This window comes from Saccharopolyspora rhizosphaerae, from assembly GCF_003931915.1.
Lineage (GTDB): Bacteria > Actinomycetota > Actinomycetes > Mycobacteriales > Pseudonocardiaceae > Saccharopolyspora > Saccharopolyspora rhizosphaerae.
Genome location: NZ_RSAA01000035.1, coordinates 256,682 through 281,485 on the forward strand (window position 1 = coordinate 256,682; position 24,804 = coordinate 281,485).

The following is a 24,804-nucleotide window of genomic DNA, read 5'->3' on the forward strand; positions in this document are numbered from 1 at the left end:
TGAACAATGGCTTCGTACGTCGCCGCCATTGACCAGGGGACCACCTCGACGCGGTGCATGATCTTCGACCGCGGCGGCAGGGTGGTCGCGGTCAACCAGAAGGAGCACCGCCAGATCTTCCCGAAGGCCGGCTGGGTCGAGCACGACCCGACCGAGATCTGGAACAACGTCCGGCAGGTGTGCGCGGGCGCGCTGGCCTCGGCCGACCTCGTCACCGGGGACATCGCCGCCTGCGGCATCACCAACCAGCGCGAGACCACGGTCGTCTGGGAGAAGGCCACCGGCAAGCCGGTGTACAACGCGATCGTCTGGCAGGACACCCGCACCGACGCCATCGTCAACCAGCTCGGCGCGGAGGAAGGCCAGAACCGCTTCCAGGAGAAGACCGGCCTGCCGCTGGCCACCTACTTCTCCGGCCCGAAGGTGAAGTGGGTGCTGGACAACGTCGACGGCATCCGGGAGCGCGCCGAGAAGGGCGAGCTGCTGTTCGGCAACATGGACACCTGGGTGCTGTGGAACTCCACCGGTGGGCCGGACGGTGGTCTGCACGTCACCGATCCGACCAACGCCTCCCGCACGTTGCTGATGGACCTGGAGACCCTGCAGTGGGACCCGGACATCTGCGCCGAGATCGGCATCCCGATGTCGATGCTGCCGGAGATCCGCTCGTCCTCGGAGGTCTACGGGCACTTCCGGGAGCGCGGCGTGTTCGCGGGCGTCCCGATCGCCGGCATCCTCGGCGACCAGCAGGCCGCCACCTTCGGCCAGGCCTGCTTGTCGCCCGGTGAAGCCAAGAACACCTACGGCACCGGCAACTTCGTGCTGCTCAACACCGGGACCGAGCGGGTCATCAGCCGGAACGGCCTGCTCACCACCGTGGGCTACAAGATCGGCAACAACGACACGGTCTACTGCCTCGAGGGCTCGATCGCGGTCACCGGCTCGCTGGTGCAGTGGATGCGGGACAACCTCGGCCTGATCGGCAGCGCTCCGGAGATCGAGCAGGTCGCCCGCACCGTGGAGGACAACGGTGGCGCGTACTTCGTGCCCGCGTTCTCCGGTCTGTTCGCGCCGCACTGGCGCTCGGACGCGCGCGGCGCGATCGTCGGCCTCACCCGCTACGTCAACCGCGGCAACCTCGCTCGCGCGGTGCTGGAGGCCACGGCGTTCCAGACCCGCGAGGTCATCGAGGCCATGAACGCCGACTCCGGCGTCCCGCTGAAGTCGCTGAAGGTCGACGGCGGCATGGTCGTCAACGAGCTGCTGATGCAGTTCCAGGCCGACATCCTCGGCGTCCCGGTGATCCGGCCCGTGGTCAACGAGACCACCGCGCTCGGTGCCGCCTACGCGGCCGGGCTCGCAGTGGGGTTCTGGGAGAGCGAGGTGGACATCCGCAGCAACTGGGCCAAGGACAAGCAGTGGGACCCCATGATGACCGAGGAGGTCCGCGAGAAGGAGTACGCGAACTGGAAGAAGGCGGTCACCAAGACCTTCGACTGGGTCGACTGAACGCACTTCCGCGGCGGGGGTGGAGGTTCCAGCGGGACCTCCACCCCTTCGCATGAGCGGGGTTCCCGCCAAGACGGCTGAACCCTCGCAACCCAGGTGGTCCCCTCACCGCCACCACGAGCCGGGAAGCGCTTCCGTCGACGCTCCCCCTCGGGGACGCGCAGTTCGAACTGAGCCTCCTGCGCAGTCCAGTCCTGGGCACGATGCTCGCTCGGGCTCGAGTCACCGCCAACCGCCGGAAAACGGCCTCCCGAGCACGCGACGTCGAGCCGAGAGCGAATGCTCGAGCCGGGCCTCCCGCAGCACCACGTGAAACCGCGCACCACTCCCAGGGATGCGGACAGTTCCCGGTGAAACCTCGCCCGTACTCGGGGAGTTGACACCTCGCCCTCCGCAACTGGCGGCTCCCAGAGGCGGATCGCGCAGTTCCGCCGACTTCGCGTCGCCGGTCGTCGGGGGTCAGCCCGTGCTGCGGGGGCGCTGGTCGGGTGGGAGCTGGCAGGCCGGGGTGGTGCCGGGCAGGCGGTGGCGGTTGTCGGCCACCCAGCGGTAGGTGAAGTCGGCGAGGTTGCGCACCAGCGGAGCCGAGGCGATCCGACCGAGCACCGACCAGGGCGCGCGGGCGGCCTTGAGGAGTTCGGCGACCGCCGCCGCTCCCCCGGAGACGTGGCCCGACCGGTCGATCCAGAGGACTTCATGGCGTGCTCGCTCCTCCGTGGTGCCCAGCTGGGCGAGGTCGGCTTCCTGCCACGGCTGGACCCGCATCCGCACCGGCAGGCGCACGGCGAGGCGGACGCTGCGCGTGCAGAAACCGCAGTCACCGTCGTAGACGAGCACCGGACGTTCGGTCATGACGCCCATCGTCCCTCGTCGAGGGCTCCGCGTCAGTCCAAGTCGTCGTGGCGCATCAGCAGGCGGCCGGCCTCGGTCAGCGAACCCGACAGCGACGGGTACACCGAGAAGGTGTTGGCCAGGTTGTCGACCGTCACTTGGTTCTGGACCGCGAGGGCAATCGGCAGGATCAACTCGCTGGCGTTCGGCGAGACCACCACGCCGCCGACGACCACACCGGTCTGCGGACGGCAGAAGACCTTGAGGAAACCGCGGCGCAGACCTTCCATCTTGGCGCGCGGGTTGGTGGCCAGCGGCATTATCACGGTCCGCGCCGGGACCTCGCCGCTGTCGATGGCCTGCTGGCTGATGCCGACGGTGGCGATCTCGGGGTGGGTGAAGACGTTCGCGGCGACGGTCTTGAGCTTGATCGGCGTGACGCCCTCGCCCAGCGCGTGCCACATCGCGATGCGCCCCTGCATCCCGGCCACCGAGGCCAGCAGCAGCAGGCCGGTGCAGTCACCCGCCGCGTAGATGCCGGGTGCGCCGGTCCGCGAGACCCGGTCGACCTCGATGTAGCCGCCGCGGCCGGGCTCGATGCCGACGTTCTCCAGACCGATGTCATCGGTGTTGGGCACCGAACCCACGGTCATCAGCGCGTGGCTGGCCTCGACCTGGCGTCCGTCGGCGAGGTGGATGACCACGCCCTTCTCGGTGCGCTCGACCGACTCCGCGCGGGCGTGCTTGACCACCTCGGTGCCACGCTCGGCGAACACCTCTTCGAGCACCGCGGCCGCGTCGGCGTCCTCGTGCGGCAGCACGCGGTCGCGGCTGGAGATCATGGTGACCTTCACGCCCATCTCGGTGTAGGCGGAGGCGAACTCCACACCGGTGACACCGGAGCCGATGACGGCCAGGTGCTCGGGCATCTCCGGCAGGTCGAAGAGCTGCCGCCAGGTCAGGACGCGCTCACCGTCGGGCTCAGCGCCCGGCAGGATCCGGGGCGTGGCGCCGGTGGCGATCAGCACGACGTCGGCGGTGAGCTCCTCGTAGGTGCCGTCCGCGCGGTCGACGCCGACCTGGTGCACCGCCATGCCGGGGGTCGGGTCGGTGAAGCGGGCGCGGCCCGGGATGATCTTGACGCCTTCGCGGCGGACCCGGGAGCGGATGTCGGCGGACTGCGCCAGCGCCAGACCCTTGACCCGCCCGTGCACCACGGCGACGTCCACGTCGGCCTCCTCGGAGGGCGTCCGGATGCCGAGCTCCTGGGCGTCGCGGAAGGACGAGCGCGCACCGGCGGAGGCGATGAAGGTCTTCGACGGGACGCAGTCGTAGAGCACGCAGGCGCCGCCGAGGCCTTCCGGTTCGACGAGCGTGACGTCCGCTCCGTTGGAAGCGGCGACCAACGCCGCCTCGTAGCCCGCCGGGCCGCCTCCCATGATCACGATGCGGGTCACTACGCGCTCCTCCTGAGTCCATCTGGCCGATGGGCACCCGTGCCGACGGTCACCGACCACACCGGTGGGCGCCGGACTCACGGTACGCCGCGACGGGTCCGGTCAAACCGGGTGGTACCGCCCGAGATGGGTGATCGTGGCGAATCCCACTCCGAGCGTCGGACACCGCCTGTGATCGTCGCCGCTCGCCGCACCGGGGCAGGTCACGGATCGCCCAGAAACCCACCTCCGTGCCGTGGCCCGGGCCGCTTTCCGGCCGTCGGATCGCTACCCTGTGGGGCGTGCCTCTGTACGCCGCGTACGGATCCAACATGGATCCGGCCCAGATGTTGAAGCGCGCCCCGCATTCCCCGATGGCGGGGACCGGCTGGCTGATGGACTGGCGGCTGACCTTCGGCGGCGAGGACTACGGCTGGGAAGGCGCCCTCGCGACCATCGTCGAGCAGCCCGGTTCGCAGGTCTTCACGGTGCTCTACGACGTGAGCCCGGAAGACGAGAAGAACCTGGACAACTGGGAGGGCGCCGAGCTCGGCATGCACAAGAAGCTGCGGCTGAGGGTGCAAACCCTGGACGGCCCGGTGCTGGCGTGGCTGTACGTGCTCGACGCCTACGAGGGCGGACTGCCCTCAGCCCGCTACCTCGGCGTCGTGGCCGACGCGGCCGAAGCCGCCGGCGCACCCGAGGACTACGTCGAGAACCTCCGGAAGCGTCCCTGCCTCAACGTGGGCCCAGGCTCGCCCCGGGAGTCCTAGGCCTGCTCCGAGCGGCGGTGCGGGTGGCAGGGCTGAGCGGCTCCGCGGACTCCGGGCACCGCTCCTCGCGCATCCGACCACACGGCGTCACGGCGTGCGCGTCACGAAGCCGCTGAGAACCTGCTTCGGCGCCCATCGGATCCTTCCTGCCCCTCGCCTAGAGCCAGCCGCGGTGACGCAGCTGCTCGGTGAAGCGCTCGTAGGCGGAACCGAGCTCCTCCAGTTCGGCGGGGTTCGGTTCCACCCGTTCCCCTGCGGGCACCATGGCCGCTGCCGCCGTGCTCAGGTCGGGGTGGACGGACCCGGTGGCGGCCAGCAGGGCCGCACCCAGGGCCGTGCCCGCGCCCATCACCCTCAGCACGGGACGACCCAGGACGGTGGCCCTGATCTGGCACCAGGGTGTGCTCCGGGCTCCGCCGCCGGCCGTGCGGACGGGCCCCTCGGCGACCGCGCCCAGCGTGGCGAGGCGCTCCAGCGCGAGCCGTTCGCAGAAGGCGATGCCCTCCAAGCGCGAGCGGTGCTCGTCGACCCGGTCCCGCGGCGCGCCGACCAGGAACTCCTCGGCGTCCGGCGCCCGGAACGGGAACCGCTCACCCTTCCCGCGCAGCGGGTAGTTCAACGCGCTCGCCGGGCCCTGCGCGAGAGCTGCGGAGTCCAGTTCGGGCAGTTCCGCGGGGTCCACATCGGACAGCGCGGAGCCGCCGATGTTGGCGGCTCCGCCGGGCAGCCACCGGCCTTCGGGGTGCAGGTGGCTGTAGACCACGCCGTCCGGGTCGTGCACGAGCTTCTCCGAGACGCCCTTGAGCACCAACGTCGTGCCCATCACCGTCACGAACCGTCCCGGGTCGACCGCGCCCGTGGCCAGCTGCCCAGCGCACCCGTCGGTCATGCCCGCGCGGACCTCGCAGCCCACCGGCAGCCCGGTGAGCACCGACGCCTCCCGCCCCACCTGGCCGAGAGCCGTGGTGGGGCGCACGACCTGTGGTAGCAGCCCGCTCGGCGCCTGGGCGGCCCACGCGCCGGCCACCGGGTCGTAGCCGCTCTTGAGCGCGTGACTGGTGTCGGTGGCGACCGGGTGCCCGACGAGGCGGTGCCCGAGCACCTCGGGCGTGTGGCAGATCTGCTCGGCACCTGCGGGCAGGTTCTCGGCCAGCCAGGAAACCCGAGCGCGGCGATCGTCGTACATCAGCGCCGGCCCGACCGGTTCGCCGCGCGCGTCCACGGCCACGACCGTGCCCGAGGTCGCCGAGATCGCCAGCGCGGTGATCCCACCGCTGCGCCACCCCAGGTCCGCGGTGCAGTCCGCGAGGCAGTCCCGGACCGCGGGCCACCACGAGCGGGCGTCCTGCTCCGAGCGGCCTCCGTCCGAGCGCACCGGGGCAGGCAGCGGCCGGGAGGACTGGGCCAGCAGAGCGCCCGCCGGGTCGTGGACCTGCACCCGGACGTTGGCGGTGGCCACGTCCACGCCGGCGACGAGCTCGCCGGTCATGACGACAGCTTCGCCAGCGCGGCGGGGAGTTCGGCCAGCGAGCGCACCGCGACGTCGGGTTCGGCGAGCTGGTCCGGTGTCGGCTCCGGTGGCGCTTCGCCGCGCAGCACCCACACCGTGCGCAGTCCGAGCCGGTGGGCACCGCGAACGTCGGTGTCGAGGCGGTTGCCGACGTGCACGGCCCGCGACGCCGGGGCCCCGGCTTCGTCGAGGGCGTGCTGGAAGATCCGCGGGTCGGGCTTCTCCACGCCGACGGTCTCCGAGATCGCCCAGACGTCGACGTGCTCGGCGACGCCGTCGCGGCGCAGCGCCTCGACGACGACGGAGCGCTGGTTGGCCACCACCGCGATCCGGTAGTGCTCGCGGAGCGCGCGCAGGGCCGGCAGCACGTCGTCGTGCAGGGCTTCCGGTGGGTACTCCCAGTACTGCTCGGCCAGGTCGGAGAGCTCCCGCCGGTCGTGCTCGGTGAGGAACCGCTGGGCCACGGCGGTCCGCAGGGAACCGCCCTGGGCCTGCCTGCGTTCGTCGTAGAGGCGCAGGAAGTCCTCCTCGGCGAACTCGCTGCCCTCCTCGGCGGCGAGCTCGCGGGTCGCGCGCAGCAACGCGTCGCGGTAAGCGGCGTCGTCGTAGACGGGCCCGCCCACGTCGAGCAGGACGAGGTCGATCGGTTCCGGCACGTCCGGTCCTTCCGCTCGCGGTCCACCGGGACCGAGATGTCACGCTTCGACCTCAAAATAACATCGAGGTCGAGGTATTTAACAGTCTCGTATGTGATATCTACCAGTGCGCTCACGGCACGGCCCCCGCGATCTCGCCCGGCCGGGCCCACGCGATCTCCAGCAGCGCGAAGGCCGTGCGCGTGCCGCGCCGGTCCCGACGCCGGGTCAGCCGCTCACCGACCAGCGCCCTGAAGTGCTCGGCGCTCGACCCGAGCCGCCCCAGGGCACGCTCCAGGCAGTCCAGCGCGCGGCGCTGCGGGCCCGTGCACAGCACGTCGGCCAGCGCCACGTCGAGCGCCAGGACCCGCAGCCCGTCGAGCTCGATGACGTCGCTCTCCCGCAGCCAGGCGTGGTGCACCACGAGGTCGTCCTGCGACCGCAGGTCGCGGTCGTAGGGCACGGTGACGTGCACGGCGTCCTCGGCGGGGCCGCAGCCGTGCATGGCCACGGCGGTCGGCCCGGAGATCACCCCGCGGTCCCCCGCCCGCAGCAGCGCGGCCGCGGCGCGCGCCTTCGGGTCGCGGACCAGGTCCGCGGGCAGCACCACACCGGACCACGGCTGCACCCACTCACCGGCCTCCAGGGAGTCGGCGAGCTCGGTCCTGCCGAGCAGGCGTTCGGCGTCGTCCCGTGGCAGCGCGCCGTGCCAGGGCACCGGCGCCGGCGAGTCTGGGGCGGGCGAGTCAGGAGCGGGCAGGAACTGCGGGCGGTCGATGTTCGTCCTCATGCCTAGAAGGAGGCGCGAACCCCGCCCACAGATACATCTCCGCCCCGGATGCGCCTCGATCGGGCGAAGTTTCAGCTCCCCAGGGCCAGCAGCGCGGTGTGGACCATCGTGCGGATGCCGACCAGCAACGCCCGCTCGTCGAGGGTGAAGGTCGGCTGGTGCAGGTCCTTGATCCGGCCGCTGCCCGGGTGCACGCCCAGCCGGGCGAACGAGCCCGGCACGTGCTCCAGGTACCAGCCGAAGTCCTCGCCGCCGGAGGACTGCGGGGTGTCGGCGTGCGCCTGCTCGCCCAGCGCTGCGGTGATCGCGGACCGCATCACCCGGGTGCTCTCGGGCTCGTTGACCACCGGCGGAACCCCCCGGCGGTGCAGCAGGTCGACACCGACGCCCAGCGGGCTGACCAGGCTCTGCACCAGCTCGTGGACCAGCGGTTCCAGCTTCGCCCAGGTGTCGCGGTCGGCCGTGCGCAGCGTCCCGGTGAGCACGCCGTCCTGCGGGATCGCGTTGGGGGCGTCGCCGGCGTGCACGGCGCCCCAGGTCAGCACGGTGCCGGTGCGCGGGTCGACGCGCCGGGACAGCAACGTGGGCATGCCGGTGATCACCGAGCCCAGGGCGTGCACCAGGTCCGCGGTCAGGTGCGGCCGGGACGTGTGCCCGCCCGGCGAGCTGAGCCGCAGTTCGAGCAGGTCGCTCGCGGAGGTGATGGGACCGACGCGGGTGCCGATGCTGCCCACGGGCAGCCGCGGGTCGCAGTGCAGGCCGAAGATCTGGTCGACGTCGTCGATGACACCGGCCGCGAGCACGTCCAGCGCCCCGCCGGGCATGACCTCCTCGGCCGGCTGGAAGATCATCCGCACGCGTCCGGGCAGGTCGGGGGCGGTGGCCAGGGCCATCGCGGCGCCGAGCGCGATGGTGGTGTGCGCGTCGTGGCCGCAGGCGTGCGAGACCCCGTCCACAGTGGAGGAGTAGGGCAGGCCGGTCGCCTCGGTGAGCGGCAGCGCGTCGATGTCGGCGCGCAGCGCGATCGTGGGACCAGGTGAGGTTCCCTCGATTTCGCAGGTCAGGCCGGTTCCGATGGGCAGCAGCCGCGGAGTCAGGCCGACCCGGCCGAGCTGGTCGGCGAGGAACGCGGTGGTGCGGTGCTCGCCGCGGGAGAGCTCCGGGTGGGCGTGGATGTGGCGGCGCCAGGCGATGACCCGGTGCGCGTTCGCACCGAGCCACGTGTCCAGCCAGGACGGCCCGCGGCCCGCACCGAGGTCGGGCACGGCGGAATCCACACTGGATTCGAAGCGGGCATCCATGTCCGCCATCGTGCTTTCGGTCGCGCCGATCGGCTCGTCAGCCACCAACGTCGCCTGGGCGGAGGCCCACTCCTGGGCCGCCACCGTCGAACCGTCACGGTCCGAGGACTGACCCGGGTCCGGGCCACGAGAATCCACCACGGTCACGCCACGCCTCCCGACGTGCAGAACTGTTCGGTCGAACCCTTCCGAGCGCGGTCCCCGAGGCCGGCGAGCAGCCGTTCGCGCTGCGTGCCGTCCAGCCCGGCCGCCAGCGCGGTCCAGGCCATCGCCACCGCCCCGTCGAGGACCGCTCGGTCCGCCGACGCGGTGGCGCAGGCGGCGGCGAACTCCGCCTGGTGGTTGACCGCGTCTCCACATTCCACCGCGATCATCGGGTGGATCGCGGGCAAGGCCTTGGTCACGTTGCCCATGTCGGTGCTGCCGATGACCCGGCCCCGCTCAGTGCTCCGATCGAGCGGTTCACGCCCGAGATCGGTGATCGAGCGACGGTACTCCTCCGACAACCAGTGGTCGCAGGCGAGTTCTGCGTAGACCGGCGAGATCTGCACGATCTCGTGCGAACAGCCGGTCGCCGTCGCGCCCGCTTCGAAGCAGGCCCGGATGCGGTTCTCCAGGCGCTTCAGGGAGCGCTCTTCGGCAGCACGCAGGTTGTAGACCGCCGCGGTGCGCGCGGGCACGATGTTCGGCGCCGCGCCACCCTCCGTAACGATACCGTGCACCATCTGCTGCGGCTCGAGGTGCTGCCGCAGCAGCCCGATCGCGACCTGCGCGACGGTGAGCGCGTCGGCGGCGTTGCGGCCGAGCTCGGGCGCTGCGGCGGCGTGCGCGGCGCGGCCGGTGTAGCGGACCTCGAGGTCGGTGATGGCCAGCGAGCTGGGGAGGCAGATGTCCTCCGGGCCGGGGTGCACCATCAGCGCCAGGGCGACGTCGTCGAACACCCCCTCCTCCATCATCAGGACCTTGCCGCCCCCGGTCTCCTCGGCAGGGGTGCCGAGCAACCGGACCGTCAGCCCGACCTCGTCGGCGACGTCGGCCAGCGCGAGGGCTGCGCCGACCGCGGCCGCGGCGATGATGTTGTGCCCGCAGGCGTGGCCGACCTCCGGCAGCGCGTCGTACTCGGCGCAGATGCCGACGACGAGGTCGCCGCTGCCGAACTCGGCCACCAGCGCCGTGTCGAGGCCGGCGACCGGGGCCTGAACGGTGAACCCGTGGTCGGTGAGCAGGGCGGCGACCTCGGCGGCGCTGCGGTGCTCGGCGAAGGCCGTTTCGGGCTCGGCGTGGAGGCTGCGGGACAGCCCGGTCAGCGCCGCCTCGTTCCAGCGCACGACCTCGCGGCAGCGCTCGCGCAGCGCGGATCGGTCGTGGGTGGGGGTGGTACGCATGTTGCGTACATCCTGCACCAGCCCGATCACCGGCGCGGCGCGAGCAGAGGTCGCGGAGCCCACCGGTCGGCCTGCTGCGCCGAACGGGTGGTGGTGTTTCAGCTGGGCAGAAGAATGTGAATTCCCATTCATTCCTGCGCCTGCACAATTCTGCTGCTCAGCTAGGAGGAACTGCGCCGCGAAGCGGAGAGCGGGGTGTGGGCCGGTGCCGGTCGGGGGGCTTCCCGGCACCGACCCACGACTGAGTGGGTTGCTCACCCAGGAAGCGCGTGGAATGGATCCGCACGCGCGATCAGGTGTGAAAATCCCACAGCTTCGGCGTCAGGTCTAGTCCATGTCGGAAATTGGTAGCGAACGAATTCGCAAAACCGGCCGAATGGTCTGATCGTCGGGCGCTCTACTTCTTCTTCGCGTAGAAGAGCACGGGCTTCTTGCGCATCTTCCGGGAAAGCAGCACGAGCCCGATCAGCACCACTCCGGCGACACCCATCGCGGTCCGCTGGTTGCGCTCGGCCTGGGTCTCCCGCTCCGGCGCGGGGGCGTCCGGTGTCGGCTGCTGGGCCACCGCGACGACCGGGGTCGCCTCCGCCGGGACCGCTGCGGACACAGGCGCGAGCAGCAGCGACAAACCGATCGCGCACCCCGCGAACAGGCGGCCGATCCGCCACATGACAGCTCCACATCCTTCGCGTCGCGCTGGAGGACCGACATGTCCGAGCCCTCGTGCCGCAACCCCCGTTCGAGGGTCACTCGTTCCGGTCGGAGTCGATCATATCGAACACACGTCGCGATCGGACACGGTCGACTGCCACCTCAGAGGACAGTCCTGGATCGACCTCCCGGCGACAACCGCCGGTTCAGCGAACATCCCGTTCACGATCGATGCGCTCACCCAGTTCGTCGACGACCAGCGTGCTCCGGTCGACGCTCTCGGTGCGGTACGCGGCGCGACCGACGAGCTGGGAGAGCACCGGGGAGGTGAGCATCTGGAACAGTCCGACGAGGAGCAGGCCCGTCGCGTAGCGGAGGTCGAGCTGCACCCCGGTCCCGATCAAGATCAGCACCAGCCCGAGCGTCTGCGGCTTGGTGGCGGCCTGCAGCCGTGCGGTCACGTCCGGGAAGGTCAGCAACCCGATGGCGCCGAACAGGCAGGAGAGCGCGCCACCGATCAGGCAGATCGCGGAGAAGACGTCCGTCCAGCTCATCGGTACGGCTCCTTCTTCTCGACCAACTTCGACGCGCTGATCGACCCGATGAAGGCCAGCAGCGCGAACGCGGCCAGCAGCGCGATGTTCGACCCGTCCTGCTGCAGGCCCATGCCCACGCAGGTGCCCGCCACGAGCAGCGTCACCAGGACGTCGACGGCCACGATCCGGTCCAACGTGGTCTTGCCGCGCAGCATCCGGACCAGCACCAGCAGTGCGGCCACGGCCAGCAGTGCGAAGGACACCGCGAAGACCCACATCATCCGGCATCCCTCCCCACGAGCTCGCGCTGCGCTTCAGAACCGACCGCGTCGACCACCAAGCGCTCCAGCAACCGCATCTCCTGGCGGACCGACTCCTCGTCGCCCTCCCGGAACCCCAGCGCGTAGACGTAGCAGGTGGAGGTGGCACGGTCGATCTGCAGCACGAACTTGCCCGGCGCCAGCGTCACCCCGCTGGCGATGATCGCGATCAGGTGGTCGGAGTCCACGCTCAAGTGCGCCGCCACGATGCCCGCCGTCGCGGCGTGGCGGTAGCGGACCGCCTGCCAGGCCACCCGGAGCGTGGAGACCACCAGGTCCCAGGCCAGGTAGGCGACCAGCCGCAACCCGGGCAGCGGGCGCAGCACCATGCCGGTGCGGATCATCGGCGACGGGAACAGCACCGACACGAGCAGGGCCACGACCAGGCCGAAGAACAGCGTCCCGACGTCGAAGGTGCCCCACAGCAGCACCCACACCGCGGTCAGCCAGAGCACCAGCGGCGTGCGGCGCAGCAACCGCCGACGCCGTGGCCTGCGGTCAACCACCGGAACCACCCCCCAAGACCGCCGTCCGGTAGGTCTCGCCGTGCATCAGATCGCCCGCCGCGCGGCCCGCGATCTCCCCCAGCGGACCGGCGACCAACGCGATCACCAGGCTCGCGGCCACCAGCACGCCCGTCGCGGCGAGCATCGGGCGGTTGGAGCTCGCGGTACCGACGACCAGCTCGTCGGTCGGGTCCGGGTCCGGGGCGGGCGCTTTGACCTGCCCCCAGAACGCCCGGGTCCACACCCTCGCCATCGCGTACAGGCTCAGCAGGCTGGTCAGCACCGCGCCCGCGGTCACGGCGTAGCCGGTGACGCTGCCGCTGCCGACACCGGCCTGCAGCAGCGCGAGCTTGGCGACGAAGCCGGAGAACGGCGGGATCCCGGCCAGGCTGAGGGCGGGCAGCGCGAACAGCACGGCGATCAGCGGCGTCGCCTTGGCCATGCCGCCCATCCGGGTCAGCGCCACCGTACCGCTGTGCCGCGTGATCAAACCGCTGACCAGGAACAACGTGGCCTGCACGGTGATGTGGTGGACCACGTAGAGGATCACACCGGTCAGGCCGATGACGTCGTAGACGCCGAGGCCGAACAGCATGTACCCGATGTGGCTGACCAGCAGGAACGACAACAGCCGGTTGAGGTCGTTCTGCGCGAGCGCTCCCAGCGCCCCGACGATCATGGTGATCAGCGCGATGCCGAGCATGAGGTCCCAGCTCTCGGCGTGCGAGAACACCAGCGTCTGGGTGCGGATCAGCGCGTAGATGCCGACCTTGGTCAGCAGCCCGGCGAACACGGCGGTGACCGGGGCGGGCGCGGTGGGGTAGCTGTCCGGCAGCCAGAAGTGCAGCGGCACCATCGCGGCTTTGACGCCGAACACGATCACCACCAGCAGTGCGAGCGCGACCTGCAGGCCGTGCGGCAGCTCGGCGACCTTGGTGCCCAGGTCGGCCAGGTTGACCGTGCCGGTGGACGCGTAGACCAGCGCGATCATGGTGATGAACAGCAGCGACGAGGCGAGGCTGACGATGGTGTAGGTCATGCCCGCCCGCACCCGGCTGGCGGTGGTGCGGCGCGTGATCAGCACGTAGGAGGAGCTGAGCATGATCTCGAAGGCGACGAACAGGTTGAACAGGTCACCGGTGAGGTAAGCCAGCGACACGCCCGCGCACAGCATCAGGTACATCGGGTGGAACGTCGTGCTGGAGCGCTCGCGGCCGTAGTCGGTGATGCGCTGACCGATCGAGTAGATCAGCACCGCGAAGGTCACCACCGAGGAGACCACGAGCAGCAGCGCCGAGAGCCGGTCGGCGATCAGGGTGATGCCGAACGGCGCGGGCCAGTCGCCCATCTGCAGCACGATCGGGCCGCTCTGGTCGGAGACGTGCAGCAGCACCGCCGCGTCGACGATGATCGCGCCGAGCACCAGCAACCCGAGGAACCGCTGCAGGTCGGCGAAGCGGCCGAGGGCGAGCGAGAGCCCAGCGGCGGCCAGCGGGAGCAGGACCGGCAGGGCGACCAGGACCGTCATCGCGCCGCCTCCTCCGCGGGTTCGTCCCTGTCGGCCTCGTCGGCCTCGGAGTCCTCGTGGGTCTCCATGCGCTTCTCCAGGCGCTGGATGCGCCGGTCCTCGACGTCGTCGCGGACCTCGTCGTGGCCGAGCAGCGACCACGAGCGGTAGGCCAGCGCGAGCAGGAACGTCGTGAGCGCGAAGGTGATCACGATGGCGGTCAGGGCCATGGCCTGCGGCAGCGGATCGGTCATCTCCTCCGGGCGTGCGGTGGTGAGCATCGGAGCGCGTCCGGGCGGGCCGCCCGCGATCTGCAGCAGCAGGTTCGAACCGTGGCCGAGGACCACGATGCCCAGCAGGATCCGCATCAGCGACCGCTGCATGAGCAGGTAGAAGCCCACCGAGTAGAGGACCGCGATGACGACGGCGATGGTCAGGTTGATCGTCATTGCAGTCCCCTGGCCGCTGCCTCGACGTCCGCCTCGATCCCCGAGCCGAGGGTGCGCAGCAGGTCCAGCACCACGCCCACGATCAGCAGGTACACGCCGGTGTCGAGGACGATGCTGCTGACGAACTTGATCTCACCGAGCAGCGGCACGCCGAACTTGTAGATCGTGGTCTCGAGCAGTTGGCCGCCGAACAGCAGCGGCAGGAACGCCGAGGCGCAGGCGATCGTCAGGCCCGACCCGATCAGCACCGGCGGGCGCATCGACACGATGGAGCTGTCGTCCATGCGGCCACCGGCGAGGTGACGCAGCAGGAACGCCTGCCCGGCCACCAGGCCACCGGAGAAACCACCGCCCGCGCGGTCGTGCCCGGCGAACAGCAGGTACAGCGAGAGCACCAGCACGGTCGGGAACACGATGCGCGACGCCAGCTCGAGCAGCACCGAACGCGCTTGGCCTTCGCGGCGGAAACCGGACAGCAGCCAGCGCTCGGCCGGCGCGTCCCAGCTCGTCCAGGACGGTCTCGTCGTCGTCGGACTCACTTGCGCACCTCCTGCTGCTGGGGCTGCCGGGTCTGCTCGGGTTGTGGGGTCTGCTGCGTCTGCTGGGTGCGGCGCCGACGTTCGTGCCGGGACGCCAGGATCAGGCTGGCGACGCCGGTCGCGGCCACCGCCAGCACGGCGATCTCGCCGACGGTGTCGAAGGCGCGGAAGTCCACGATGATCGCGTTGACCACGTTGGTCGCCCCGGCGCCCTTCTCGGCGTGGGTGATGAAGTACCCGCTGGCCTCGGGCGGTGCCTGGCGGGCCGAGCTGAAGCCGATCGCCGCTAGTGAGACGAACAGCCCGGCCGCGGTGGCGATGATCGCCTTGGGGGCCCGGATCGCCTTGGAGGAGTCGGCCTCCGTGAAGCGCTCGGGGAGCCTGCGCAGCACGAACACGAAGGCCACCACGGTCAGCGTCTCGACCAGGAACTGGGCCAGCGCGAGGTCCGGGGCACCGTCCACGATGAACAGCCCACCGATGCCGTAGCCGATGACGCCCACCAGCAGCACGGCGGTGAGCCTGCGGTGGGCCCCCAGCACGGCCAGCGCCGCGACGACCACGCCCAGGGCCAGCGGCAGCTGCATCAGGTTGTCGTAGCCGCGCAGGTCGTCCGGCACGGTGAGCTGGACGACCAGCGCCGACCCGGGGATGACCACGACGGTCACCAGGATGATGCCGAGGTAGGTGGGCAGCGAACCCACCTGCAGCCGTGCCGTGACCGCGACCGCGACGCGTTCCAGCAACGCGGTGATCCGCTCGTAGGCGCGCTGGGCGTTGAGCGGTGTGGGGAGCCGGTTGCGCCAGGCGGTCAGCGGAGTGCGCTGCCGGTGCAGCACCACTCCGCCGGCCACCGCGAGCACCGACAGCGCGAGCGGGACGTTCAGGCCGTGCCACAGCGCGAGTTCGGCGGGCTTGCCGATCGACGCGTAGTTCTGCGCGTAGCTGTCGGCGAGCTCGTTGGCGACGGGATACGCGATGCCCAGCACGAGTCCGCCCAATGCCGGCAGCGCTGTCGGGATCAGCGACTGGACCTCCGGGGGGTTGACCGGAGTGGGCGCGATGCCCTGCTTGGTGCCGAACGCGCCGAACCACATGCGCAGGCTGTAGGCGACGGTAAGCATCGAGCCGATGACCAGGAAGACGTCGACCGCGATCCCCGCCGAGCCGTAGAGGAACGCGCCGAACGCGGCCTCCTTGCCGAGGAAGCCGAGCATCGGCGGCAACCCGGCCATCGAGGCGGCGGCCAGCGCGGCGACCGCGGCGAGCCACGGTTGCCGGGCACCGACCGCGGAGAGCTTGCGCAGGTCGCGCGTGCCCGCCTGGTGGTCGATCATGCCGACGACCAGGAACAGGGTGGCCTTGAACAGGCCGTGCGCGAGCAGCATGGCGGCCCCGGCCAGCGCGGCGTCGTGGGTGCCCGCACCGAAGAGGACCATGAGGAAACCGAGCTGGCTGACCGTGCCGTAGGCCAGCAGCTTCTTCAGGTCGTACTCGTGCAGCGCCCGCCAGCCGCCGAGGAGCATGGTGGCCAACCCGAACGCGACCGTCGAGTAGCGCCACTCCGGCAGCGCGCCGAGGACCGGGCCGAGCCGGGCGACCAGGAAGACACCTGCTTTGACCATCGAGGCCGCGTGCAAGTAGGCGCTGATCGGGGTGGGAGCGACCATCGCGGCGGGCAGCCAGTTGTGGAACGGCAGCTGCGCCGACTTGGTGAACGCGCCGACCAGGATGAGCGCCGCGGCCACCGTGACGGCGGTGCCCGACGGCGGGTGGGCGGCCAGTTCGGAGATCCGGTAGGTGCCGGCGGACTCGCCGAGCACCACGAAGCCGAGCAGCATCACCAGGCCACCGAGGCTGGTGATCATCAACGCCTGGAGCGCGGAGCGCCGCGACTCGCGGCTGATGCCCGCCTGACCGACCAGCAGGAAGGAGCAGATGGTGGTCAGTTCCCAGAAGACGTAGACGGTGGTGAGGTCGTCGGCAACGACGAGCCCGAGCATGGCGCCGGCGAAGGCCAGCAGCAGCGGCGCGGAACGCCGAGCGTCACCGCGGCCGCGGGCGAAGTAGGAGTCGGCGTAGATCAGCACCAGCACGCCCAGGCCGCAGACGAGGATCGTCATCACCAGCGCGAGGGCGTCGAGGCGGAACCCGAAGTCCAGCCCGATCAACGGCACCCAGGACACGGTCTCGGTCACCGTCTCGCCGGCCAGCACCTGCGGGGTGCGGGCGAGCAGCCAGGCCGCGGCGGCCGCCGGAGGGATCGCAGCGATCATGAAGGCGGCGCGAGTGCTGCGGCGCGCCACCAGCGGCAGGAGGACGGCTACCACGAGGTGCGCGACGACGAAGCCGAACAAGGCACCTCCTCACGCCGCTGTTGTCCTGCCGGTCGAACCTGATCATTCGCCACCCGCGCGCTCGGCGCACCGCGGCGCGCTCGGGGTCCGCATGTCCGGAAGGTCCGACCGCTCGCCAAGTTATCCGGACGAGCGGGTTTCGCGCCAACACCGCCCCTCGGGGCGTTCGGGCCGTTGGGAGCCGTTCTTTCGTTGCGCCGAAATGACGTTCGCGGCTGAAAGGGTGCCGTTGCACGATCTTCCCGAGTGGGATTGTTCACGTGCAGTAACATCAACGCGCTTCCCTGACGACCTCGGGATCGTCCGGTGCGTTCTCGCGAGGTCCACGACGGCTTTCGCGTCCGTTCTGGCCCGGCCGTCGGACCGGAGGTGCCAAAATGTGTGGCCGTGCCCACCGAGAACCAAGATACCCTCGCCGGCATCGGCCGGCTGATCGCTGAACGGTACCGCCTGGAGCGCAAGCTCGGCGGTGGCGCGATGGGCACCGTCTGGTACGCGACCGACGAGCTGCTGCACCGGCCGGTGGCGGTCAAGGAGGTCAAGCTCGCTCCCGGCATGCCCGAGGAGGAGGCCGCCGAGCTGCGCGAGCGCGCCTTGCGCGAAGCGCGCGCCATCGCGGTGCTCTCCCACCCGAACGTGGTGACGCTCTACGACGTCGCGCGCGAGCAGGACGAGCCGTTCGTGGTGATGGAGCTGGTCCCGTCGCAGAGCCTGGCAGCGATCCTCGACGACCACGGTGCTCTCGACGACGTCCAGCTCGCGGTGATCGCCGACGGTGTCGCGGCCGGCCTCGACGCCGCGCACCGGGCCGGGATCGTGCACCGCGACGTCAAGCCGGGCAACGTGCTCATCGGTGACGACGGCCGGCTGAAGGTCAGCGACTTCGGCATCTCCCGCAACGTCGCGGAGCACACCCTGACCAACACCGGGATCCTGCTGGGAACTCCCGCCTACATCGCGCCGGAGGTCGCCGGCGGTGAGGCGGTGACCTCGGCCGCGGACCTGTGGGGCTTGGGCGCGACGCTGTTCGCCGCCGCCGAGGGCCGTCCGCCCTACGACGTCGGCGACGACCCGCTCGCGACGGTCACCGAGGTCGTGCGCGGCCCGGTCCCGGAGCTGGACCGGCCGGGCGTGGTGGGCGACGTGATCCGGGCGCTGATGGTCAAGGACCCGGCGCAGCGGATGTCGCTGACGGAGGTGCGCCGGCGGGTGCAGCACCTGCTGCCGGAGCCGGGCGCGCGGCCGTTCGGGATGCTGCTCGACCCCGACGCCCCGACCGTCCGGGTGCGGCAGCGGGTCCTGCAGCAGACCTCGCAGTCGCAGGCCCCCGCACCGCCGGCTCCGCAGCCGAGCGGGTCGGCGCCGCTGGCCGCCGATCCCGGCCCGCCACCGTTCACCCTGGCCGACCCACCGCGCCGGCAGCGGCAGCTGGTGCGCACCCTCGCGCTGGTGCTGGCCGCGCTCGTGCTCTTCACGGTGGCGCTGCTCGGGTCGTTCGCGGTGACCCGGTGGCTGGCGAACCAGCCGGTCCTGCCGGTGGACCCTCCACCGTCGTCAGAGCCGGAGCACGTGGTGCCGCCGATGGGGTCGTACTCCGCGAACGCCAAGCACAGCGCGGCTCCCCGCGGTGGCGAGTTCACCATCACGGCTCCGGCCGGGTGGCGGACTTTCCAGAGCGAGCGCAACGACGTCGCGAACAACTCGGTGGTGGCGTTCGTGTCCGGTGACGGAGCCACCGAGGTGGCGGTCCAGCGCTACGGCGACTACTTCACGGGGCGCCGGACACTGGACAGCTACGAGGCCCAGTTCGCGCAGGCGATCGGCGGCCCGGCCGCTGGTGTTCGCGTCACCGGCTTCCGCTCGGTCGGCGACACCCGCCGGGTCGACTACGTCACGACGGTCCAGCAGTTGCTCAACGCACCGGCCAAGCAGATCGAGCGCTACTCGGCCGCCGCGCTCAAGCGCTCGGGCGACGACCTCTGGATCGTCCGCGTGACCACGGCACCGGACCAGAGCTCCACCGCTGAGCGGCTGCTCGACGTCGTCGTCCCGACCTTCCGCCCCACCGCCTGAGGGCGCCGAGGACCGCCGGCTGCGAGCGGTTCTCGGCAGGACGGCCGCGGGTCGACCTCCCCCCGGCCCGGCCGGTTCCGCCGAACAGCCCACGGCGCGAGGGCGTCCTCGCTGGAGACCACGCGTGGGCACAGTGGAGAGACTAAGCTGCCCGGCCGTGACCGCTACGAACACTGACCCGTCCGCCATCGCTCACGAGGCCTCGGCCAAGCTCGCCGAGATCACCGGGGCCGACCGCCACGACCTGGCCGTCGTCCTCGGATCCGGCTGGCAACCCGCCGCCGACGAGATCGGCGCCCCGAAGGCCGAGATCGGCATGGACGAGCTCCCGGGCTTCGCCAAGCCGGGCGCTGTCGGCCACACCGGCAAGATGCGCTCGGTGCAGGTGGGCGACAAGCGCGTGCTGGTCATCCTCGGTCGCACCCACATGTACGAGGGGCACGGGATCGTGAAGGTCGCGCACGGGGTGCGGACCGCGGTGGCGGCCGGGTGCCGGACGGTCATGCTCACCAACGCCGCAGGCGGCATCCGCGAGGGCATGCAGGTGGGACAGCCGGTGCTGATCAGCGACCACATCAACATGACCGCGCTGTCGCCGTTGGTGGGGGCGAACTTCGTCGACCTGACCGACCTGTACTCGCCGCGGCTGCGGGAGCTGGCACGGCGCATCGACCCCTCGCTGGAGGAAGGCGTCTACGCGGGATTGCCCGGGCCGCACTTCGAGACTCCGGCCGAGATCCGGATGTTGCGCACGCTGGGCGTGGACCTGGTGGGGATGTCGACCGTGCTGGAAGCCATCACCGCCCGCTCGCTGGGCGCCGAGGTGTTCGGCCTGTCGTTGGTGACGAACCTCGCCGCCGGTTTGAGCGGGCAGCCCCTCGACCACGAGGAAGTCCTCGAGGCGGGCCGCGTTTCGGCTTCGCGGATGGGGCGGTTGCTGCGGTCGTTGCTGGAGGAGGCGTGACCCAGCCGGATGTCCGGGCGGCCGCGGAGCAGTGGATCGCCGACGACGTCGATCCCCGCACCCAGGAGGAGCTGCGGGGTCTTCTCGACTCGCCCGAGCTGGCCGACCGGATGTCGGGCATGCCGCGCTTCGGCACCTCCGGGCTGCGGGCACCGGTGCGCGCGGGGTCCAACGGGATGAACCGCGCGGTGGTCGTGCGCACCACGGCGGGGGTCGCGAGCTGGCTGGTCCAGCGGGGTTCCGGCGGTGGGACCGTGGTGGTCGGCCGGGATGCGCGGCACGGTTCGGAGGACTTCGCCCACGACGCGGCGGGCGTGCTGTCGGCCGCGGGTTTTGACGTGCGGGTGCTGCCGGAACCGCTGCCGACGCCGGTGGTCGCGCACGCGACCCGCGCGCTGAACGCGGTCGCGGGCATCCAGATCACCGCCTCGCACAACCCACCGCAGGACAACGGCTACAAGCTGTACCTCGGCGGCGGCATCCAGCTCGTCGGCCCGGCCGACACCGAGATCGAAGGGGCGATCACGCGCACGCCCGCGGCGAACTCGGTGTCGCGCAAGCAGAACTGGACGGTGCTGGAGTCCGCGCCGGACGACTACCTGGCGCGGGTCGCGGCGCTGCCACGCGGTGGTGACCGCGAGATCCGCGTCGCGGCGACGGCGTTGCACGGCGTCGGGGCGAAGACGTTGCGGAAGGCGTTGCAGCACGCGGGTTTCGACGACGTCCACTTCGTGGACTCGCAGGTCGACCCGGACCCGGACTTCCCGACCGTGGGGTTCCCGAACCCGGAAGAGCCGGGCGCGACGGACGAGCTGCTGCAGCTGGCCGAGGACATCAACGCCGACCTGGCGATCGCGCTGGACCCGGACGCCGACCGCTGCGCGCTGGGGGTGCGCGAGGGCGCGCGGTGGCGGATGTTGAAGGGCGACGAGACCGGCGTGCTGCTGGCCTGGCACGTCCTGTCCACCTTGGACGAGTCGGTGGAGGACCCGCTGGTGGCCACGACGATCGTCTCCTCCAGCATGCTGCGCTCGATCGCTGCGGAGTTCGGCGTCCGCTACGCCGAGACGCTGACCGGGTTCAAGTGGTTGGTGCGCGCGGGCGACGGCGAGGGAACCGGGCTGGTCTACGCCTACGAGGAGGCGCTCGGGCACTGCGTCGACCCGGACCGGGTCCGCGACAAGGACGGCATCTCGGCGGCCGTGCTGGCCTGCGACCTGACCGCGAGCCTGCTGGCCTCGGGCGATCACCTGCTGGACCTGCTCGACGAGCTGTCCACCGAGCACGGCGTGCACGAGACCGGCCAGGTGTCGGTGCGGGTGACGGACCTGGCGGTGATCCCGCGAATCATGCGCCGGCTGCGGCAGGACCCGCCGCAGGAGCTGGCGGGGACGGCCACCGAGGTGCAGGACCTCCTGCCGGACACCGATGCCCTCGTGGTCACCGGTGAGGGAGGCTTGCGGGTGGTCATCCGCCCGTCGGGGACCGAACCGAAGCTCAAGTGCTACCTGCAGGTGGTCGAGCCCGTCGGCGAGCTGCCGCTGGCGCAGGCCAAGCTGCGCGCGGCCGAGCGCCTGGAGGAGCTGACCCGGGCCGTGACGGCCCTGGTGGAGGAGTAGATGCCGAAGCTGCTGATCGTGCACCACACACCCTCGCCCGGGATGCAGGCGATGTTCGAGCAGGCCGTGGCGGGTGCGACGACCGACGAGATCGAGGGCGTCGAGGTCGTGCGGCGTCCGGCGCTGAGCGCGACGGCCGCCGACGTGCTCGACGCCGACGGCTACCTGCTGGGCACGCCGGCCAACCTCGGCTACATCTCGGGTGCGTTGAAGCACTTCTTCGACACGATCTACTACCCGTGCCTGGACGCCACGACCGGCCGACCCTTCGGTTACTACGTGCACGGCAACGAGGGTGTCGAGGGAGCCCAGCGCGCGATCACCTCGATCACCACGGGCCTGGGCTGGCAGCAGGCGGCCGAGCCCGCGGTCGTGCTGGGCGCCCCGGAGAAGCCCGACCTGGACACGTGCTGGGAGCTGGGCGCGACGATGGCCGCGAACCTCATGCCGTAGGTGGTCCCGGGACCACCCAGTTGATCTTGGTCGGCGCGTTTCGAGTAGCCTGATCGTGTCGTCAGGGCGCGCCCCTTGACGACGGCGGGGCACCCCGGACAGAGCCCGCCTTCCCTCATCACGTGCGATGTTCGGGGCGCCCCGCACCTTCGCCCATCGTAATCGGCAGCCACGCCGCCACCGCGGTCGTGGGAAATCCGCAGGCCCTCCAGCAGCATTTCCCCGGCCGGACGCGTTACCCTGCGACAGTGAGTGAGGAAACGATCCGACTCGAACTCGATGACTCCGGCGTCTCCGTGGACCTCCCCAAGCCCGCTGGTCCGCACGACCAGGTCCAGGGCGTTCCCTACCGGCCGGTCGAGTTCCGTGACGACGACCTACCGGCGGCTTTGGAACGGTCCGCCAAGTGGCTTCGCGAAGCCCAGAACTGGCTCGGGGAACCCATCGACGTGATCGCAGTGCACCTCGATTACGACGACCGGGACGGCGCCCCGTACTACGACCTGAAGCTGATGTGCAACGAAGAGGACCTGGCAGGCGCGCCGATCGCCATGCGCAGGTTGCAGAGCGGCTCGGTCGGCTGACCCTCCGCGACTCCTCGAACCGACGGCCCGGCCGGACTTCCGGCCGGGCCACTCCTTCGCTGGGCCCGTCCGGTGACCGCTCCCGGGGTCCGAGCCCACCGGGTCAGAACGTCGAGCGGCGGCCTTTCCACTGGTCCCGGCCTCGCAGCGCGCGCACGGCCCCGTCCAGCAGCAGCACGCCGAACAGCGTCCCGCTGATCGGGGCGAGCGGCGCCAGCTCGGGGCGGGCCCGCATGAACTCCGCCGTCTTCGCGTGCGCCGCGCTCTGCGCGGCGCACCCCAGCAGCCCCAGCGCGGTCAGCTTCGGCCTGCGCCGGCGCCCCACCAGCACCGACAGCGGCGCGGCGACCGACATCGCGATCTGACCGAGGCCGATCGCGGCCAGCAGCGGCGCCGAACCCCGGGTGCCGGCCACGAAGCTCTTGCGGAACGACGCCCAGCCCTGCCCGAACGGGTCCATCCCGGTGGTGCGCAAGTGGCCGAGGCCGTCCACGGTGCGGGTGGTGCCGCCGTGGTCGCGCACGGCGGTGGCGATCGCGACGTCCTCGTTGCGGATCGCGGCGAACGCGGCCCAACCACCGACCTTCTCGTAGTGCGATCGGCGCACCAGGATGCAGTGGCCGATGGCGAACGCCTTGCGCCCACGCCCGTCCGGCGAGGCGTTCTCACCGATGAGCTGCAGGCCGGGCGGCATCAGCAGCGGCCAGGTCGCCGAGCTCCGCGGCGGCGGACCGCCCGGGGTGGACACGAGGTCGGCCTCGATGGCGTCGGCGGTGGCCAGCAGGCGGCTGAGCAGGTCAGGCGCGGCGACCGTGTCGGCGTCGAGGAACCACAGCCACTCCCCCGCTTCGGGCGGTGCGGCGGCCTCCACGCCCACGTGCATCGCGTGCACCTTGCCGCCCCAGCCGGGAGGTGGCGAGTCGACGCGGATCGGCACCACGCGCGGGTCCCGCCGGGCGAACTCGCGTGCGATCTCGCCGGTCCCGTCGGTGGAGCCGTCGTCGACGACGACCACCCGCAGCGACGCCCCGTCCTCGGTGCCGTGGGTCTGCAGGAGGATCGAGTTCAGGCAATCGGTGAGCACGTCGGCTTCGTCGCGGGCGGGGACGACCACCGTGACCTTCGGCGGCGCGACCGCGCCGGAACGGGGGTCGCGCAGCGCGGCGACCGCGCGCGTCTGGCGGATCGTCCGCGCGCTGCGGACCAGCACCCCCAAGGTGACCGCGCCGAGCACCGACGACCAGCGGTTCGCATGTCTTCGCGGTGAAACCACCGCCTCAGCGTGCCACGGAAGTGGGGTTCGGGTGCTGCTGGAACGACCGAAGTGGTCGTGAACTCCGCGTGGCGCCCAGGTCCCGCGCCGGTTTCCACGCGGGACCGCGAGATCAGACCGCGCCGTACTCCCGGTCTCCCGCGTCGCCCAGGCCGGGCACGATGTAGCCCGACTCGTTGAGGCGCTCGTCGACGCTCGCGGTCACCACGCGCACCGGCAGCCCGGACTCCTCGAGGCGCCGAACGCCCTCCGGAGCGGTGAGCGTGCAGATGGCGGTGACGTCGGTGGCCCCGCGCTCGACCAGCAGCTCGATGGTGTGCACCATCGAGCCGCCGGTGGCGAGCATCGGGTCCAGCACGAGCACCGGGCGATCGGTGAGGTCGGCCGGCAGCGACTCCAGGTACGGGGTGGGCTGCAGCGTCTCCTCGTCGCGGGCGAGCCCGACGAAGCCCATCTGCGCCTCCGGGATCAACCGGTGCGCCTGGTCGGCCATGCCGAGCCCGGCCCGCAGCACGGGCACCAGCAGGGGCGGGTTCGCGATCCGGTAACCGGTCGTCTTGGCGACCGGGGTGTGGATCGACTCCTCCGCCAGCTCGGCGTCCCGCGTCGCCTCGTAGATGAGCATGAGCGTGAGCTCCTGCAACGCGGCCCGGAACGCGGCGCTGTTGGTGCGCGCATCGCGCATCGTCGACAACCGCGACTTCGCCAGGGGGTGATCCACGACCCGAACGTCCATGACGGACAACCGTAACGGCCGCTCCGCACCCCTGAGGTATCGACGTGTGCGAACGTGGCCCCGATCG

24 protein-coding genes are annotated in these 24,804 nt (G+C 71.3%); 7 read left to right on the forward strand and 17 right to left on the reverse strand.

Annotated features, from left to right (window positions below; genetic code table 11):
- Nucleotides 1–6 precede the first annotated feature (6 nt).
- Complete coding sequence (gene glpK / locus EIL87_RS24125; protein ID WP_125092876.1) at nt 7–1,509, forward strand: glycerol kinase GlpK; 1,503 nt, start codon at nt 7–9, stop codon at nt 1,507–1,509.
- Between the two features lie 459 nt (nt 1,510–1,968).
- Here glpK and EIL87_RS24130 read toward each other — a convergent pair whose 3' ends face one another.
- A complete protein-coding gene (locus EIL87_RS24130; protein ID WP_125092877.1) occupies nt 1,969–2,361 on the reverse strand; it encodes a thiol-disulfide oxidoreductase DCC family protein in 393 nt (130 codons plus the stop codon).
- 32 nt (nt 2,362–2,393) lie between these two features.
- Nucleotides 2,394–3,797 (reverse strand): NAD(P)H-quinone dehydrogenase, encoded by a 1,404-nt coding sequence (locus tag EIL87_RS24135; RefSeq protein WP_125092878.1) that lies wholly within the window; start codon nt 3,795–3,797, stop codon nt 2,394–2,396.
- A gap of 281 nt (nt 3,798–4,078) precedes the next feature.
- On the opposite strand from EIL87_RS24135, the gene EIL87_RS24140 reads away from it, so the two are divergent.
- Nucleotides 4,079–4,549 carry a gamma-glutamylcyclotransferase gene (locus tag EIL87_RS24140; protein WP_125092879.1) on the forward strand — a complete coding sequence of 157 codons (471 nt, stop codon included), beginning with the start codon at nt 4,079–4,081 and terminating at the stop codon, nt 4,547–4,549.
- 157 nt (nt 4,550–4,706) lie between these two features.
- Here the strand turns inward: EIL87_RS24140 and EIL87_RS24145 are convergent, their stop codons facing one another.
- The 13 genes from EIL87_RS24145 to mbhE form a co-directional block, all read right to left on the reverse strand.
- Entirely contained in the window at nt 4,707–6,038 is a 1,332-nt protein-coding gene (locus tag EIL87_RS24145) for an FGGY-family carbohydrate kinase (RefSeq protein WP_125092880.1), read from the reverse strand.
- Nucleotides 6,035–6,715 (reverse strand): HAD family hydrolase, encoded by a 681-nt coding sequence (locus EIL87_RS24150; RefSeq protein ID WP_125092881.1) that lies wholly within the window; start codon nt 6,713–6,715, stop codon nt 6,035–6,037. The genes EIL87_RS24145 and EIL87_RS24150 overlap by 4 nt, the downstream gene beginning before the upstream one ends.
- 112 nt (nt 6,716–6,827) lie before the next feature.
- Entirely contained in the window at nt 6,828–7,484 is a 657-nt protein-coding gene (locus EIL87_RS24155; protein ID WP_233576547.1) for a hypothetical protein, read from the reverse strand.
- A gap of 71 nt (nt 7,485–7,555) precedes the next feature.
- Nucleotides 7,556–8,932 (reverse strand): M20 family metallopeptidase, encoded by a 1,377-nt coding sequence (locus EIL87_RS24160; RefSeq protein ID WP_407690572.1) that lies wholly within the window; start codon nt 8,930–8,932, stop codon nt 7,556–7,558.
- Entirely contained in the window at nt 8,929–10,170 is a 1,242-nt protein-coding gene (locus tag EIL87_RS24165; protein WP_125092882.1) for an amidohydrolase, read from the reverse strand. Before EIL87_RS24165 ends, EIL87_RS24160 begins: the two co-directional genes overlap by 4 nt.
- Before the next feature lie 397 nt (nt 10,171–10,567).
- Complete coding sequence (locus EIL87_RS24170; protein ID WP_125092883.1) at nt 10,568–10,840, reverse strand: hypothetical protein; 273 nt, start codon at nt 10,838–10,840, stop codon at nt 10,568–10,570.
- A 187-nt stretch (nt 10,841–11,027) separates the two neighbouring features.
- The gene (mnhG, locus tag EIL87_RS24175) at nt 11,028–11,375 is read right to left on the reverse strand and encodes a monovalent cation/H(+) antiporter subunit G (RefSeq protein WP_125092884.1); all 348 of its coding nucleotides are present in this window, start codon (nt 11,373–11,375) and stop codon (nt 11,028–11,030) included.
- Nucleotides 11,372–11,638 carry a monovalent cation/H+ antiporter complex subunit F gene (locus EIL87_RS24180; RefSeq protein ID WP_125092885.1) on the reverse strand — a complete coding sequence of 89 codons (267 nt, stop codon included), beginning with the start codon at nt 11,636–11,638 and terminating at the stop codon, nt 11,372–11,374. Before EIL87_RS24180 ends, mnhG begins: the two co-directional genes overlap by 4 nt.
- Nucleotides 11,635–12,183 (reverse strand): Na+/H+ antiporter subunit E, encoded by a 549-nt coding sequence (locus tag EIL87_RS24185; protein WP_233576549.1) that lies wholly within the window; start codon nt 12,181–12,183, stop codon nt 11,635–11,637. The genes EIL87_RS24180 and EIL87_RS24185 overlap by 4 nt, the downstream gene beginning before the upstream one ends.
- The gene (locus tag EIL87_RS24190; RefSeq protein WP_125092886.1) at nt 12,176–13,711 is read right to left on the reverse strand and encodes a Na+/H+ antiporter subunit D; all 1,536 of its coding nucleotides are present in this window, start codon (nt 13,709–13,711) and stop codon (nt 12,176–12,178) included. Before EIL87_RS24190 ends, EIL87_RS24185 begins: the two co-directional genes overlap by 8 nt.
- Nucleotides 13,708–14,139, reverse strand: a complete 432-nt coding sequence (locus EIL87_RS24195) for a Na(+)/H(+) antiporter subunit C (RefSeq protein WP_125092887.1) — start codon at nt 14,137–14,139, stop codon at nt 13,708–13,710. The genes EIL87_RS24190 and EIL87_RS24195 overlap by 4 nt, the downstream gene beginning before the upstream one ends.
- Nucleotides 14,136–14,678, reverse strand: coding sequence for an MnhB domain-containing protein (locus EIL87_RS24200; protein ID WP_125092888.1), 543 nt, complete (start codon nt 14,676–14,678; stop codon nt 14,136–14,138). The genes EIL87_RS24195 and EIL87_RS24200 overlap by 4 nt, the downstream gene beginning before the upstream one ends.
- Nucleotides 14,675–17,035: a hydrogen gas-evolving membrane-bound hydrogenase subunit E gene (mbhE, locus tag EIL87_RS24205; protein ID WP_125092889.1), complete on the reverse strand. Its 2,361-nt coding sequence runs from the start codon at nt 17,033–17,035 to the stop codon at nt 14,675–14,677. Before mbhE ends, EIL87_RS24200 begins: the two co-directional genes overlap by 4 nt.
- Nucleotides 17,036–17,422: 387 nt before the next feature.
- Here mbhE and EIL87_RS24210 point away from each other — a divergent pair, with 387 nt between their 5' ends.
- From EIL87_RS24210 to EIL87_RS24230, 5 genes are all read left to right on the forward strand, one after another.
- Entirely contained in the window at nt 17,423–19,108 is a 1,686-nt protein-coding gene (locus EIL87_RS24210; protein WP_199740594.1) for a serine/threonine-protein kinase, read from the forward strand.
- 157 nt (nt 19,109–19,265) lie between these two features.
- Nucleotides 19,266–20,072: a purine-nucleoside phosphorylase gene (locus tag EIL87_RS24215; RefSeq protein WP_199740595.1), complete on the forward strand. Its 807-nt coding sequence runs from the start codon at nt 19,266–19,268 to the stop codon at nt 20,070–20,072.
- Nucleotides 20,069–21,691 (forward strand): phospho-sugar mutase, encoded by a 1,623-nt coding sequence (locus tag EIL87_RS24220; protein WP_125092891.1) that lies wholly within the window; start codon nt 20,069–20,071, stop codon nt 21,689–21,691. Before EIL87_RS24215 ends, EIL87_RS24220 begins: the two co-directional genes overlap by 4 nt.
- Nucleotides 21,692–22,144 (forward strand): flavodoxin family protein, encoded by a 453-nt coding sequence (locus EIL87_RS24225; RefSeq protein ID WP_125092892.1) that lies wholly within the window; start codon nt 21,692–21,694, stop codon nt 22,142–22,144.
- A 248-nt stretch (nt 22,145–22,392) separates the two neighbouring features.
- Nucleotides 22,393–22,728 (forward strand): hypothetical protein, encoded by a 336-nt coding sequence (locus EIL87_RS24230; RefSeq protein ID WP_125092893.1) that lies wholly within the window; start codon nt 22,393–22,395, stop codon nt 22,726–22,728.
- Between the two features lie 103 nt (nt 22,729–22,831).
- On the opposite strand, the gene EIL87_RS24235 is transcribed toward EIL87_RS24230, so the two are convergent.
- Together EIL87_RS24235 and upp are read right to left on the reverse strand one after the other, a co-directional pair.
- A complete protein-coding gene (locus EIL87_RS24235; RefSeq protein ID WP_233576551.1) occupies nt 22,832–24,001 on the reverse strand; it encodes a glycosyltransferase in 1,170 nt (389 codons plus the stop codon).
- A gap of 112 nt (nt 24,002–24,113) precedes the next feature.
- The gene (gene upp / locus EIL87_RS24240; RefSeq protein WP_125092894.1) at nt 24,114–24,737 is read right to left on the reverse strand and encodes a uracil phosphoribosyltransferase; all 624 of its coding nucleotides are present in this window, start codon (nt 24,735–24,737) and stop codon (nt 24,114–24,116) included.
- Nucleotides 24,738–24,804: the final 67 nt, after the last annotated feature.

Excerpts from the sequence above, each read along its gene's own strand:
- mnhG (WP_125092884.1), bottom strand. The coding sequence starts at position 11,375 with ATGAGCTGGACGGACGTCTTCTCCGCGATCTGCCTGATCGGTGGCGCG.
- EIL87_RS24145 (WP_125092880.1), bottom strand. The coding sequence starts at position 6,038 with ATGACCGGCGAGCTCGTCGCCGGCGTGGACGTGGCCACCGCCAACGTC.
- EIL87_RS24180 (WP_125092885.1), bottom strand. The coding sequence starts at position 11,638 with ATGATGTGGGTCTTCGCGGTGTCCTTCGCACTGCTGGCCGTGGCCGCA.
- EIL87_RS24225 (WP_125092892.1), top strand. The coding sequence starts at position 21,692 with ATGCCGAAGCTGCTGATCGTGCACCACACACCCTCGCCCGGGATGCAG.
- EIL87_RS24155 (WP_233576547.1), bottom strand. The coding sequence starts at position 7,484 with ATGAGGACGAACATCGACCGCCCGCAGTTCCTGCCCGCTCCTGACTCG.
- EIL87_RS24190 (WP_125092886.1), bottom strand. The coding sequence starts at position 13,711 with ATGACGGTCCTGGTCGCCCTGCCGGTCCTGCTCCCGCTGGCCGCCGCT.
- EIL87_RS24165 (WP_125092882.1), bottom strand. The coding sequence starts at position 10,170 with ATGCGTACCACCCCCACCCACGACCGATCCGCGCTGCGCGAGCGCTGC.
- EIL87_RS24170 (WP_125092883.1), bottom strand. The coding sequence starts at position 10,840 with ATGTGGCGGATCGGCCGCCTGTTCGCGGGGTGCGCGATCGGTTTGTCG.
- upp (WP_125092894.1), bottom strand. The coding sequence starts at position 24,737 with ATGGACGTTCGGGTCGTGGATCACCCCCTGGCGAAGTCGCGGTTGTCG.
- EIL87_RS24195 (WP_125092887.1), bottom strand. The coding sequence starts at position 14,139 with ATGACGATCAACCTGACCATCGCCGTCGTCATCGCGGTCCTCTACTCG.
- EIL87_RS24130 (WP_125092877.1), bottom strand. The coding sequence starts at position 2,361 with ATGACCGAACGTCCGGTGCTCGTCTACGACGGTGACTGCGGTTTCTGC.
- glpK (WP_125092876.1), top strand. The coding sequence starts at position 7 with ATGGCTTCGTACGTCGCCGCCATTGACCAGGGGACCACCTCGACGCGG.